This is a genomic window from Mucilaginibacter sp. GW822-FHT03E02, from assembly GCF_058801545.1.
This window is the reverse complement of sequence record NZ_JBXANJ010000002.1, coordinates 844,146-858,251: the sequence shown is the minus strand read 5'-3', so window position 1 is coordinate 858,251 and position 14,106 is coordinate 844,146. Positions and strand designations below refer to the sequence as shown.

General features: G+C 42.1%; 11 protein-coding genes. 10 read left to right on the top strand and 1 reads right to left on the bottom strand.

The window, feature by feature from the left end; genetic code table 11:
• Window positions 1-64 precede the first annotated feature (64 nt).
• The gene (locus AC1RM2_RS30290; protein ID WP_492988876.1) at window positions 65-2,047 is read left to right on the top strand and encodes a M1 family metallopeptidase; all 1,983 of its coding nucleotides are present in this window, start codon (window positions 65-67) and stop codon (window positions 2,045-2,047) included.
• 199 nt (window positions 2,048-2,246) lie between these two features.
• Entirely contained in the window at window positions 2,247-2,495 is a 249-nt protein-coding gene (locus AC1RM2_RS30285; RefSeq protein ID WP_492988875.1) for a hypothetical protein, read from the top strand.
• Between the two features lie 3 nt (window positions 2,496-2,498).
• Here AC1RM2_RS30285 and AC1RM2_RS30280 read toward each other — a convergent pair whose 3' ends face one another.
• Window positions 2,499-3,782, bottom strand: coding sequence for a hypothetical protein (locus tag AC1RM2_RS30280; protein ID WP_492988874.1), 1,284 nt, complete (start codon window positions 3,780-3,782; stop codon window positions 2,499-2,501).
• 133 nt (window positions 3,783-3,915) lie between these two features.
• Here AC1RM2_RS30280 and AC1RM2_RS30275 point away from each other — a divergent pair, with 133 nt between their 5' ends.
• The 8 genes from AC1RM2_RS30275 to AC1RM2_RS30240 all read left to right on the top strand — a co-directional run bounded on the left by AC1RM2_RS30275 (window position 3,916) and on the right by AC1RM2_RS30240 (window position 14,096).
• The gene (locus AC1RM2_RS30275) at window positions 3,916-4,560 is read left to right on the top strand and encodes a hypothetical protein (RefSeq protein ID WP_492988873.1); all 645 of its coding nucleotides are present in this window, start codon (window positions 3,916-3,918) and stop codon (window positions 4,558-4,560) included.
• Between the two features lie 26 nt (window positions 4,561-4,586).
• Window positions 4,587-5,234 carry a LamG domain-containing protein gene (locus AC1RM2_RS30270; RefSeq protein ID WP_492988872.1) on the top strand — a complete coding sequence of 216 codons (648 nt, stop codon included), beginning with the start codon at window positions 4,587-4,589 and terminating at the stop codon, window positions 5,232-5,234.
• A 119-nt stretch (window positions 5,235-5,353) separates the two neighbouring features.
• On the top strand, window positions 5,354-5,827 hold the full coding sequence (locus AC1RM2_RS30265; protein ID WP_492988871.1) for a hypothetical protein: 474 nt from the start codon (window positions 5,354-5,356) through the stop codon (window positions 5,825-5,827).
• 46 nt (window positions 5,828-5,873) lie between these two features.
• Window positions 5,874-7,088: a glycoside hydrolase family 88 protein gene (locus AC1RM2_RS30260; RefSeq protein WP_492988870.1), complete on the top strand. Its 1,215-nt coding sequence runs from the start codon at window positions 5,874-5,876 to the stop codon at window positions 7,086-7,088.
• 26 nt (window positions 7,089-7,114) lie between these two features.
• On the top strand, window positions 7,115-7,717 hold the full coding sequence (locus AC1RM2_RS30255) for a TMEM175 family protein (RefSeq protein WP_274212753.1): 603 nt from the start codon (window positions 7,115-7,117) through the stop codon (window positions 7,715-7,717).
• Between the two features lie 166 nt (window positions 7,718-7,883).
• Window positions 7,884-8,522 carry a sigma-70 family RNA polymerase sigma factor gene (locus AC1RM2_RS30250; RefSeq protein ID WP_492988869.1) on the top strand — a complete coding sequence of 213 codons (639 nt, stop codon included), beginning with the start codon at window positions 7,884-7,886 and terminating at the stop codon, window positions 8,520-8,522.
• 657 nt (window positions 8,523-9,179) lie between these two features.
• Window positions 9,180-10,394 carry a FecR family protein gene (locus AC1RM2_RS30245; RefSeq protein WP_492988868.1) on the top strand — a complete coding sequence of 405 codons (1,215 nt, stop codon included), beginning with the start codon at window positions 9,180-9,182 and terminating at the stop codon, window positions 10,392-10,394.
• Window positions 10,395-10,745: 351 nt separating this feature from the next.
• Window positions 10,746-14,096, top strand: coding sequence for a SusC/RagA family TonB-linked outer membrane protein (locus AC1RM2_RS30240; RefSeq protein WP_492988867.1), 3,351 nt, complete (start codon window positions 10,746-10,748; stop codon window positions 14,094-14,096).
• Window positions 14,097-14,106: the final 10 nt, after the last annotated feature.

Below are 14,106 nucleotides of genomic sequence, written 5' to 3'. Positions count from 1 at the left end.
AAAGGATAATTTCTATCCATCTTAACCACATTAGCCAAAGCCAATAATTATTATATTGCAGCATATGCAAAATAATAAAACTGTTTCTCCAAATAAACGCCTGGTTCGGTTTTTCATCCCGTTTACTTTAATGGTTTTAGCGGTTTGCCAATCCTTCGGGCAATCGCGATATCAGCCATCGGCATTATTCCCCGCCTTGCCGCTGTTGCCCCCGGGTAATGAATATCGTACTGCCACCGGCGAACCCGGACCTGCTTACTGGCAAAACCAGGCCGATTATGTGATAGATGTAGCCCTGGACGATCAGAAAAATGTGGTTAGCGGAACCGCTACGATAACTTATACCAATAATAGCCCCAAATCGCTATCGTCATTATGGATGCAGCTGGAACAAAATGTTTTTAAAAAAGATTCAAGGGGCATAAAATCAAAATTATTCCTTTATAAAAACCCGGATGAAGAAACCGCCGATGGGGGATACGATATACAGGCAGTAAAGCTTAAGGATGGCGCAATTACAGGCGACATTAAATACAACATTTACGATACCCGGATGGAATTGACCTTGCCGCAGCCCTTAAAAAGCGGGCAGAAAGTATCCTTCAGCGTTCAGTACCGTTACAATTTCCCTCAAAACTATAAAAATGCCGATTTCCTGGTTAACCGTACCGATATCCTGCCAACCAAATACGGCAACATTTACGCGGTTGCCCAATGGTACCCAAGGATGTGCGTATTAGATGATGTGGAAGGCTGGAATACCTTGCCTTACCTGGGTAATGGCGAATTTTACCTGGAATACGGCAATTTTAACGTGAATATTACAGTGCCCGCGGGTTATATTGTAGAGGGCTCGGGCGATCTGCTGAATCCAGAGGAGGTATTAACCCCTGTACAGCTTAAGCGCTGGCTGGCGGCTAAACAAAGCGAGGCTCCGGTATTCATCCGCCAGGCCAAAGAAGTTACAGAAGCTTCGTCGCAACCTGTAAAACCTACCTGTACCTGGAAATACAGGATGGATAATACCCGCGATTTTGCCTGGACGGCCTCGAAGTCCTTTATTTGGGAAGCCTTCAGCTTCCCGGTGGCCGGGGGCAAAAAAGTGTTGGGAAGTTCGCTGTACCCGGTTGAATCCGACAAAAAAGACAGCTGGAAACGGTCATCGGAATATATCAAATTCACGTTGCAGCATTTTTCGGAAAAATGGTTTACTTACCCTTACAATAAGGTGGTAAATGTGGCATCCAACCTGGATGGTATGGAGTACCCGGGAATGGTGTTTTGTTCGGCCAGGGATACCGGTAACGCGTATTTTATGGTGGTAAATCACGAATTGGGCCATACCTGGTTCCCGATGGTAGTAGGCGGCAACGAGCGTAAATACGCCTGGATGGATGAAGGCTTTAATACCTTTATTGATAACCTGGCTGTAAAAGATTTTAACAAAGGCGAGTTCAGGGGTTATGCCGAGATATACAGCCCGCTTGATACGCTTTTTTCAGAGCGGGTTGTCCCCATCATTACCCGGCCCGATGCCATACCCGGCGATATGGTTTTCCCGGTTCAGTACCAAAAGGTAGCCTATGTGTTAACCTTGCTGCGTAACCAGGTAGTTGGCCCCGAAAGGTTTGATAAAGCTTTTCGCAAGTATATTGCCGATTGGGCCTATAAGCACCCTACACCCTGGGATTTTTTCAGGAGTATGGATAACTCGGTAGGCGAGGACCTTAGCTGGTTTTGGAAATCGATGTTTTTAGAAAATTACCGCCTTGACCAGGGGGTAACTAAAGTTGAAAACCTGGCAAATGGCAGGGCGCAGATCACCATCGAAAACCTGGAAAAAGCCGCCATGCCGCTGGTGGTTGAACTGACTTACGCCGATGGCTCGACAGAGCACCGGGAGTTCCCGGTAGAGGTATGGGAGTATACCGGCAGCTACACTTTTACAGGCAACAAAAAAGCGGCGGTAACCAAAGTAACCATCGATCCGGATAGCCTCTATCCCGATGTAAACAGGGCCAATAATGTTTATAAAATTGTTAATTAGCCAACACGGCACGGAAGGTGATTGAAGGGTGCATGGAAGGTCGCCAACGGTGCGGGAAAGGTGCATGAAAGGTATGTGGGAGGATAATGTTTTTTAAAGGTTTTTTTTGTCGCTCAACCCTTTATCAATAACAATAAAATAACATACAGTTAAATTGATGTTGATGCCCGGCCCTTAAATTTAAGGAAGCAAAAAACCAATGGACCGTATCCTTTTCCCCCGCCGTAACTTTGATGATCTTCGTAATTGCCCGATAGATAAACTGGAGGAGGATATCTCCCGCACATCTATCCGCTTAAAACTACAGGGCAACCTGATAACAGATAATGACCGCGAACGCTATAAGCAGGAGCTGGATAAACTAAGCGTTTTTAAATACATCAGCCAGTTGCGTAAAGGGAAACTAAGCTACGAGGATTTTAACCAAAAGGTAGAATTGACATTCTGAGTTTTAAAAACTCTCCTCATATATCTTTGAACCGGGCGTTTCCAGCCTGTAATGTTTTACCTGGCCGGGGCCTTCAAACTCAAAGCGCAGGCCTACAATACGGCCAATGCTGCGTTTTTGTTCAACATCCATGATTTGTTTGTTATTGAGGTAAATTTTTAAGCGATGGTTATTAACACTGCATTTTAAGGTTTGATATTGCCTGAAATCGCAGCCGAAGGCGCTCAGGTCGTGGTCATTGCCGCCAATCCAATATTGGCCGGTTAAAACGCCCATATTGGCAATACATCCTTTGTTTACAATGGGTATCACAATGGCCATCCCATCGCCCAAAATGGTTAAATCAGCTTTACGGCAAACGGATTGTCCCGGCGTTGCTGTATTGCGCAGCGTGCATTCCATCGTGAAATTATCGGCCCGGATGCCCGGAAATTCGCGCACGTTGCAAAATTTTAACCAGGTATCATTAAACACCGGTGTGCCCAGTTTTTGCTGCATCAGGCTATCTGTAATACCCATATAGCCATCACCCTTTATTTCGGCAGATGACAAGTACACCGGTACTGGCTGATGGTCTACAATGCCAACCCATCCTTTGGTTTTGATAAAAACAACAGACTGTTTAACTATCCGGTTGTTTACCACCAGTTTTGCTATAAAATGGCCGGGGGTATAGTAGATGGACGTATGCTGTTTACCATCGCCGGGCACAAGCTCACGTCGGCGTGGGTCCCATGATTGCTGGATGTAAACACTATCTGAATGAAAGGCAGATGCGTCATAACTAAAAACCACAGAATTGGGCAGGTCATCAGATGTCTTTTTACTGCTGAATTTTACGGTTGATAAATCCGGCGTGTCTTTTCTGTTAATGCCGGCAAAATAAAAGGTGGCAACCAATAGCAAGGGGATAGCCATGAACCACAAATATTTGTACCTGTTTCTTGAGATGGTAGTGGCTGCCGGAATTTGTTCAATTGTAATGGGGGGCTCGTTTTGTTCAACCACGCCATTAACCTGGTGGTGTTGCCTGAAATCGCGCCAGCTTTCATAATCCAGGAAACGGGCCAGGGCATTGAGCGTTGCGGCTGTTGGGGAGCTATCATAACGCACTTTGCCCCAAATGCGTTTTAGGGTTGAAATACTAAGCCTGACTTTTGTTTTTTCGAAGATCAGTTTGCTCAATTGCTCAAAATCGGCATTACTCCAAATGCTGTTATCGCCCCAGTTTAACGAGCGTTCAATAAGCTGGCAGCATAATAAAAGCAGTTGTTTTTCTTTTTCCATCAATTTTTAGGCGATGACACGGTATTATAAACCTGCAAAAACGGCTTGAACAAACTTGAACAGGATTGAAACGCCCGTTGTGCTTAATTCTGAATGCTATTTGCAACTTTTGCTAAAGTTAAAATCTATAAGCATGAAGAACAATATTTTATTTAGCCTCTTTTTAATAACTACGTTTTTTTGCGGCGATGCCTGTGCGCAGCAAAAGGGCGCCTATGATTTGAGTAGCCTGTTAAAACAGGATACGCCGATAACATCGTCGGCAAAAAAATTAAACAAAATTACCGATGGCACCAGGAAGGGGATTTCGTTTACAGGTATCGTTTGGCTCAAAGATATAGACTTTACAACCGGGACAATTGACGTTGATCTTAGGGGCAAAGACGTTTTTCAGCAAAGTTTTTTGGGCATTGCTTTTCATGGCGTCGATACGGTTACTTATGATGCCATTTATTTCCGGCCTTTTAATTTTCAATCAACGGACACGCTTAGGCGCAAGCATACCGTGCAGTACATCAGTCAGCCAAATTTTTCCTGGGATAAATTGCGGGCAGATCATCCGCTTGTGTACGAAAATGCCGTTAATCCATTCCCGCTGGCTACCGCCTGGTTCCACGCGCATATTGTGGTAAAAGCTGATGAAATTGTGGTTTATGTAAATCATTCAACCCAACCATCACTCAGAGTTAAAAAGCTGAATAACCGGCAACACGGCCTCATCGGATTGTGGAATGATAGTTTGCCCGGCGATTTTGCCAACCTCGTTATCAAACAGTAAAAATGCTAACCTATAAAAAACAAATCATGAAAAAGCTATTGATACTATTTGCTCTTTTTGCAGTAATTAAGGTAAGTGCCCAGCCAAAGTATAAGGTGCTGAACCTGCCGGCCATCAACCCGAAAGAATGGGATATTCCTAAAAATGATACCCTTGACTATGAATTAGGCAGCTACCAGGGTAAAAAAGCGCTGCTGATAAAACGAAAGATAGATAATTACAAATCGGCGAGCCTGGCCTATCCTAAGAGTTTAATTTTTAAGGATGGTATTATCGAGTTTGATTTGGCATTTGCGGGCAAGGGAAATGGTTATATCGGCCTCGCCTTCAGGATTAAAGATATTCATCATTATGAAACTGTATATTTTAGGCCATTGTCGTCAGGTACCATCAACGCCATTCAATATATGCCCGAAAAAAAGGCTGAATTTAACTGGTGGGATTATGAAGCCGATAAATACCAGGCCAGCGCGATACTGCCTGCTAACGGCTGGTTTCATGTTAAAGTGATAGTTACAGGCCAAAAAATGGAAGTATATGTGAACAATGCCGCTAAACCTGCCATGGTTTACACCTTCCTTGATCCTACATTAAAAAGTGGTTCAGTTGGTTACTGGCATGGTAATTCGTCGTTAGGCGCTTACCGGAATTTAACAATAAAAACACTTGAATAGCGATGAACAGAAGAATAATTCAGCATGCGAACAACGGTAATTTTAAAGTGTAAATAATATTGGCAGGTATTGGTAATTCCGGTATATTTATGGGTAAATCTATATTTTTTGCCTAATCAATGCCGGTTTTTAACCAAAATAAGTTTCTAAAAAACAAATCAACCATTATCATTTGGTCGACCTGTTGTATAGCGATCATTATCTGGTACACCTGGGTTTATGACTGGGGGCCCAGGGGGATTTTACACCTTAAAGACACGCATCCCGAAATGATGTTGGCAAAACTGGATGCCGGTAAGGGCCAACCCAATCCAGACTCGGTACTGCTCATCAAATCATTACTTCAAAAATTGGCCGCTCAATCCGACGAATCCGTGGATACAATCGCCGCTTCGACCAAAGGCGGGCAATATTTGATATTAAAAATGTATGGCAAGCACAGGAGCAGTATTTATATTATGCAGCGGGTAGACATATTGAGTAAAAGCGGAAAGAATAGCAAAGAAAATTTTTGGCTGGGCAAAGTACAATATTTTGATAAGCTTAAAATTGTTTTGATGCTGGAAGGGCTACGAGATAAATTTGGTTCTTAAAATTCCAATCAAAATATGCAACTTTATTGCCAGCCAAATTATATCTATGAAATTCAAAATATTGCCAGCCCCCATCTGTACTGTTTGCTTTATAGCGATTGCTTTTTTTAGTAATGCCCAATCGGTTTTTAAACCGCAAAAAGCGCTTTCAGTTACCATCCAAAAAAACTTTATTGCTGCGGATGCCCAATATAAATTATTAGCAACAAAGATAGGACCGGAGGAGTTCCCGAAAACTTATCATCCCGATAAGGATAAACAGGAAAATAGCAATTCGGGCTGGTGGTGCAGTGGCTTTTATCCCGGCAGCCTGTTGTTTTTATACCAGGAAACAAAAGATAAACTGCTGCTTACCGAGGCTACCCGCATTATGGGGGTATTGGCTAAAGAGCAGTTTAATACCCATACCCATGATTTGGGCTTTATGATGTATTGCAGCTTTGGCAATGCCAACAAAATTGAGCCAAAGCCGGAGTATAAACAAATATTGATCAACAGTGCCAAGTCGCTGTCAACCAGGTTTAACCCGGCGGTGGGCTGTATTAAATCCTGGGATTCAAAACCCGGCGATTACCTGGTGATTATTGACAACATGATGAACCTTGAACTGCTTTTTTGGGCAACGCGGGAAACGGGCGATTCCAGCTATTATAAAATAGCGGTTACCCATGCCAATACAACCATGAAAAACCATTTCAGACCCGATTTTAGCTCGTACCACGTTATAAATTACGATGCCCAAACAGGAGCGGTGAAAGAAAAGAAAACTGCCCAGGGTTTTGCTAATGAATCGGCATGGGCAAGGGGCCAGTCATGGGGTTTGTATGGTTATACTGTTATGTACCGCGAAACGCATGATAAAAAATATCTTGACCAGGCACAAAACATAGCGCATTTTATATTGACTAACCCGAATTTGCCGGCAGATAAAATTCCATATTGGGATTACAATGCCAGCAACATTCCCAACGCATTAAAAGATGCATCGGCTGCGTCGGTTATGGCATCAGCCCTGCTTGAATTATGCAGGTATAGCGATGCCAAAAAGGGGCGGCAGTATTTTGATGTTGCACAAACCATATTAAAAACACTATCGGCACCTCCTTATATGGCTGCTGCGGGTACCAACGGCGGTTTTATTTTGCAGCACAGCGTTGGCCATTTCCCCGCCGGGACAGAAATTGATGTCCCTTTAACTTATGCCGATTACTATTTTATTGAGGCAATGCAGCGTTACCTGGCATTCGGCACAAAAAAATAACTTACTTTTAGCTGTAAAAATATAAAATGGCATTAGGTAAAGGTAGGTTAGAGGCTTTCAGCGATGGTGTTATCGCCATCATTATCACCATTATGGTATTGGAGATGAAGGTGCCCCACGGCGATAGTATTGAGGTGTTAAAGCCGTTTATTCCAGTCTTTATGACTTATGTATTGAGTTTTATTTATGTAGGCATTTATTGGAACAACCATCACCATACCTTGCAGGCGGTAAAATCAATAAATGGCAAAACGCTGTGGGCCAACCTGCATTTGCTGTTTTGGCTATCGTTGATACCATTTGTAACCGGATGGATGGGCGAAAATCACTTTGCCAAATGGCCTGTAATGTGTTACGGTTTTGTACTGCTGATGAATGGTATAGCGTACACAATCCTGGTGAAAAATCTTGTTCGCCATCATGGCGAGCACTCCTTATTGGCACAGGCCTTTGGTGAAGACTGGAAGGGTAAAATATCTGTTATTTTATATGCCGTAGCCATTTGCTTATCCTGGTTTAGCCCTGTTGGGGCACTTGGGTTGTATGTTTTAGTTGCCGGCATCTGGTTTATTCCTGACAAAAGAATTGAAAATAAACTAACTCATCATGATGCTGACAGCCAGCTATAAATAGAAATACCTGGTTGTCTGTTGCTAAATAATATCAACTAAATGCATTTAGTTGATGGAAAAGTATAAACTATTTCGCAATTTCGTAGTTGTAGTAGTGTTTTAACCTAAGTGATTTTTATTGCATTTTAATTAACCAATATTTGCCACTACTATACGTTTACCTATGTTGGATATTGCTTATAACCATGAGCCGGAACTGCTTATCAGGGCAGCGCCACAACATCATGACAAGGATTTGCTATTAAAAGTAGCGGAAGGGGATGAACATGCTTTTCGCTGTTTGTTTATTATGCACCATCAGCAATTAGGTGTTCATATTCATCGTATTACCAACTCAATAGAATTGGCCGAAGAAGTGGTTCAGGATGTTTTTTTGAAAATATGGATGGCGCGCGAAACCCTTGCGCAAGTAGAGGATTTTAAGGCTTACCTGTTTGTTATATCAAAAAACCATGCCCTTAATTGCCTCAAAAAGCTGGCGAAAGAGAAGGTACAGGCAAAGAAACTGGAAGAAAGCAGTCGCGGTTTGATTATGGACGATCAGCAGGATAACTTGTACTACAACTTATTGGATGAAGCAATAGATCACCTGCCATTGCAACAGCAAAAAGTGTATTTGCTAAGCAGGCACAACCGGCTTAAGTATAACGAAATTGCCGATCAGCTTAAACTCTCCCGCGAAACGGTAAAAAAATACCTGCAAATAGCCACCACCTCTATAACCGATTATGTACGCAGCCATTTGGATGTATATTCGTTTGCTTTACTGGCAATAAGTTATTGGTTAAGTAATAAAAAATAAGGTTCTATGACGGTTTGTGTGGGTAATATAGATGCTGTTGCTGATTAGTTTCTAAAGATATATTTTGTTGACACATCGGGGCTTATTAAACACGAATTAGAGGCGTAGCCTCGGCCAATCTATCGAGTAGGAAGTAAGGGAAATAATCCCTTACTTCCTACTCGATAGATGTGTCGGGCCGATGGCCCTTGGGAAGAGAGTTATGTAGAAGCTAATTGAAATCGAACAACCCATACAAAGTGTCATAGAGCCAAAAATAAATAAAAGGAGGACGATGTAATTTTTTTAGTATGAAATCACCTTTTAAATTTTATGATAAAGTATACTGAGCTACTCCTGATTTATATGATCTCGTTCACGAATTTTTCGCGCAAAGATCGCTAAGGCGCAAAAAAATAAGCAAATCACTTTGCGCCTCGGCGTCTTCGCGCGAAATAAATCTTATCAACTTTAAATGCGATTTTCCTTACTACTATCTTAATGGCCATATGCTTTGATGGTTAAAGCACATGTGTATTTCTATGCTATCGTTTAAAAATATTTTTTTATTTTTTTCAAAAGCGATAGCCCCTTTTTTATCGCATTTATTGTCTTGTATGTGAGTTAACCCCAAGCTCGGCATTTACCAATTTATAATATGAATTAACATCTACCTGTATGAGTGCATTTAATGCAAGGCTTAACTGCCTGTTTAATAGCTATTACCACCAAACTGCTACGCAGCAGGAGCGGGATGAATTGTTTGAAATCATCAATTCATCTGCCAACGATGCGGAGCTTACTGCACTTATTCATGAAGCCTGGAATAGCCTTCAGGCAGATGAGCCGCTTTTTGATGCCGCAAAAAGCATGGATATGCTCAACAATATTCTTCAAAATAAATCAAATCCGGATAATATACACCCCATAAGGCCGCCAAATAAAAACCAGTTGTGGTTAAAAGTTGGTGTTGCAGCTGCCATGATGGTGTTTGTTGGTTTTGGTGCTTATGTATTAATTAACCAACACAAAACTGCTGCAAATAAACGGACCCAGGCCAGGCTAAAGCCTGTGCCGGCGCATGATGTTTTGCCCGGTGGTAACAAGGCTGTACTTACCCTGGCCAACGGTAAAACCATAACGCTGGATAGCGCAAAAAATGGTTTGCTGGCTAATGAAGGCAATGCTCATATCAAAAAAACACATGATGGCCAGTTAGTTTACGAAGGGAGTAAAAACGAAGGATCTGATGCGCCCGCTGCTATCAATACTGTATCTACCCCGCGCGGAGGACAGTATCAGCTGGTATTGGATGATGGAAGCAAGGTTTGGTTAAACTCGGCATCATCGTTAAGTTTCCCCGCGACATTTAAAGGCGCTACCAGGGAGGTTGAAATTACTGGCGAGGCTTATTTTGAGGTGGCCAAAAATGCGAAGATGCCATTTAAAGTAAAGGTAAATAATACCGTTGTTGAAGTGCTGGGTACCCATTTTAACATTATGGCTTATAATGATGAAGATGCTATAAAAACAACCTTGTTAGAAGGATCGGTAAAAATCAGCAACAAACAATTTAGCGGCCTTTTAAAACCCGGGCAGCAGGCGTTACTTAAACAAAACGGACCTATAAAAATAACGGATGAAGCAGATGCTGACGATGCCATTGCCTGGAAGGAGGGCATCTTCCAGTTTAGAGACGCAGGTATCGAGGCCATCATGAGGCAGGCCGCGCGCTGGTACGATGTACAGGTGAGCTATACCGGCAAAGTACCGGTAAAAGAATTTACCGGTCGCATTTCGCGCAATGTAAAGGCTTCTGAACTGATGGGGATGCTAAAATATATGGGTGTTAATTTTAAAATTGAAGACAAACATATAACAGTGCTGCCATAAATAACCAGCCCCAATTAATAACCAATTTATATACAACTAATCAACAACCAATTACTCACTTTTTAAAAAAGCTATGATGGAAGAAATACCAAAAATAAGTTAGCCCGGGAGGGACCCGCATGGTAAAATGGCTTACCGCTCATGTAAAAAATAAACATGCCGGTGCTAAAATATAACCAATAAAAAACCGGGAAGTATTCGCAGTACTTTCCCGGCTAAGCATCTGGGCCCCAAAAAAATGCAATCGACGAATTGAAAGTTAATGTTTAACCCAAACTCTACAAACTTATGAATTTTAATTCTAAGGCCACGCCTTTGGTATGGCCCCAATTATCCAAAATAATTTTAGCTATGAAGCTAACAGTTATTATTATGGTGGCGGTACTTACCAACGTAAGTGCCAAAACCTACAGCCAGGTTGTTACCCTGCACCAAAAAAATGCCTCTGTCGAAAAAGTTCTTCGCTCTATTGAAAAACAAACAGGCTATCATTTTATGTATGAGAAACAGGATGTAGCTAAAGCAAGCGCAATTAACATCGAAGTTGCCGGTGTTTCATTGGAGCAGGCGCTCGACCTTGCTTTTAAAGATCAGCCTTTAACCTACAAAATTTTCCAGGAAACCATTGTGGTTAAAAAGAAAGATGAAGTTAGTACGCCAGTCGCTGACATCAAAGTTTCAGGCACGGTGTCTGATTCAAAAGGTCCGCTTCCAGGTGTAAGCATCAGGATCAAGGGGTCTGACCAGGGCACCCAAACCGATGTAAATGGTAAATTCACATTGAACGCACCCGAAAACGGAACATTGGTATTTAGCTTTGTAGGCTATACAACACAAGAAGTTGCTGTTGGTGGCAAAACTACTTTAAACGTGATGCTGGCAGAATCGCCAAAGGCCTTAAGCGAAGTGGTTGTTGTAGGCTATGGTACCCAAAAGCGGGTTGATTTAACAGGATCTGTTGGTAGCGTAAGTGCCAAAGGTTTGCAGGAAAGGCCCCAAACCAACCTGGAGCAGGAATTATCAGGTAAAATTGCCGGTGTAAACGTTTCAACAAACTCCGGCGCCCCAGGTGGTAATACTAAAATCAGGATTCGTGGTTACAGTTCCATCAACACCCGCACAGATCCTTTGTACGTAGTTGACGGGGTGATCTGGACAGAGGGAGGTAACGCTATAAGCCCTAATGATATCGAGTCGGTTGATGTGTTAAAGGATGCATCATCAACTGCTATTTACGGTACACGCGGTGCAAACGGTGTTATTTTAGTTACTACCAAACGTGGCAAAAAAGGAGAAGGCACAGTAAGCTATGATAGCTACGTAAGCGTAGGACACATGGCAAAAGAGTTGCCTGTGTTAAATTCAGCCCAATTTATGGCTGTTGAAGACCTGTCATACGCCAACATTAAAAAATACGACCCTACCGGCTGGGCGTCTGGTAAATATGCTGATCAGGATCCGGTTAAATTGCGCACTGCCTTAATTGGTAAATTATTTGATTCAAATCTTAAACCGTTATATGATGTGGATTGGCAAAAAGCTACCACACGTAATGCAGTAAGTCAAAATCATAACCTGACTTTTACAGGTGGATCAGACAAATTAACCTACGGTTTATTTTTAAACTACGCCAATGATCAGGGTATAATTTTAAATAGTTATTTAAAACGCTACAATGCCAGGTTAACTATCGACAATCAAATTAAATCATGGTTAAAAGTTGGGGCTACTTTAAATTACAATGCCCAGGATCAGCGTACTGCTGATGATGGTACCGGAGGTAACAACATTCCGCGTATGTTAATTGAGATGGTTCCGTTTATCCCAATTAAATATCCCGACGGAACTTATGGTAAACGTACAGATTATCCAAACTTAGAAGGCGGCGATAACCCGGTAGCCCAGGCCAACGAGATTGAAGCACTTTACCGCAAACGTATTTTTAGCGGTAACAGTTACCTAAATATAAACATTATACCAGGCCTTGAATTTCGCAGTACTCTGGGTGTAACAACATCTGCCAATTATAACCCTCACTTTCAAAGTGGCTTAGTTGGTGGTTCTGTAGCAAGCCAAACAAAAAGCTCTGCATCAATTGATGAGCAGAACAATACTTTTTGGCAGTGGGAAAATCACTTTACCTATAATAAAACCTTTAACAAGGTGCATACTATTAACATTGTTGCAGGTACCGAGCAGCAAAATTTTCAACAAACCGGGTTAGGTGCTTCTACCAGTAACCTGTCTGATAATTATTACCAGTACTATAATTTAGGTGCAGGTTCTATCCCTGGTATCCCTTCTTCAAATTATGACGCATGGCAAATGCGCTCTTATTTTGGACGTTTAAATTATAACTACAAAGATAAATACCTGTTAACAGTAACCGGTCGCCAGGATGGCTCTTCCCGTTTTGGTACAAATGTAAAAACCGGGTTTTTCCCATCGGCAGCTTTCGCATGGAGGGCTTCGCAGGAGGATTTTCTGAAGGATAACAAAACTATTTCTGATCTTAAATTCAGGTTGAGTTATGGTTTAACAGGTAACTCCGAAATTGGTGAGTACCGCTCACAAGCGCAAATTGGAACGGTTAACTACGTGTTTAACGGTGCGCAGGCTATAGGTACGCAGCAAACTACCATTGGTAACGAAGATCTTTCATGGGAAAAAACCGCCGAGTTTGATCTTGGTTTCTCTGTAGGCTTATTCAACAACCGTGTTAATATTGAAGCGGATGCTTATTTAAAGAAAACCAAAGCCTTGCTGCTTAACGCGCCATTGCCAGAAACCAGCGGCTTTAACAGTGTTTACAAAAACATTGGCAGGCTGCAAAACAAAGGTTTGGAGTTAACTATCAATACCCAAAATATCAAAACCGAGGACTTCTCCTGGAATACTTCGTTTAATATCTCGTTCTTAAAGAACAAAATATTGGCTTTGGGCGCGTCAAACGATGATATATTTTTGTCGCCAACGTTCCTTTCACAATTTAACCTGATGCGTGTTGGCTTACCTGCAGGTAGCTTTTATGGTTACAAAGTGTTGGGCACATGGGGTACTGCCGAAGCATCGCAAGCTGCAATATTTAACAAACTGCCAGGCGACCTGAAAATACAGGATACTAACGGCGATGGCAAAATTACAGCCGATGATAAAGTGATCCTTGGTAAATCGATACCAGATGGATACGGAACATTAAGTAACACTTTCCGTTATAAAAACATCGATTTAGGTATCGACCTGCAATTTAACTATGGTAACCAAATCATGAACCTAACCCGTCACTCGGGCCAGGATCGTACAGGCCAGGCTAACAGCTATGCCACTGTTTTAAATGCATGGACACCAACCAATCAAAATACAAGCATAGCCGAAGACAGGCCAGCCTATGTGTATTACCAAACAGAAATCTATTCAACCAAAGTTGAAAGCGGCAATTTTATCCGCGGCAGATCGGTAACACTTGGTTACACTTTCCCAACTGCTTCAATAGCTAAAATTAAATTGAGCAGGTTAAGGGTGTATGCGCAGGCTCAAAACTTGTTTGTGATAACCAAGTATACCGGCTATGATCCGGAAGTTTCTACCTATGGTTACGATCCTAAGAATCCTAACAATAACAGCAACTTTAATCAAAGCATCCAGTTTTACGATTATCCAAAACCAAGAACCTTCCTGCTTGGCTTAAATGTTAGTTTCTAATTTAAACGTT